Source organism: Streptomyces sp. AC558_RSS880, assembly GCF_019049255.1.
Classification (GTDB): Bacteria; Actinomycetota; Actinomycetes; order Streptomycetales; family Streptomycetaceae; genus Streptomyces.
The window spans coordinates 1-219 of the sequence record NZ_JAGMUJ010000137.1 but is presented as its reverse complement, the minus strand read 5'-3'; the positions used below and the strand labels follow the sequence as shown (position 1 = coordinate 219).

Here is a 219-nt window from a genome sequence, read left to right as displayed (position 1 = left end):
AGCTGTCGAAGGTGGGACTGGCGATTGGGACGAAGTCGTAACAAGGTAGCCGTACCGGAAGGTGCGGCTGGATCACCTCCTTTCTAAGGAGCACTTCTCACCGGGTCCTTCGGGACGCGGTCAGGGGCCAGTACATCGGCGAACGTCCGGTGCTGGTTGCTCATGGGTGGAACGTTGACTACTCGGCACACTTGACCAGCTTCTCTTCCCAGTACTGCT

Annotated in this window: 1 rRNA gene; it reads left to right on the top strand. The window is 58.9% G+C overall.

What is annotated here, in order from left to right:
• A 16S ribosomal RNA gene (locus tag KUM38_RS32915) occupies positions 1-83 on the top strand; the annotation flags it as partial.
• Positions 84-219 lie beyond the last annotated feature (136 nt).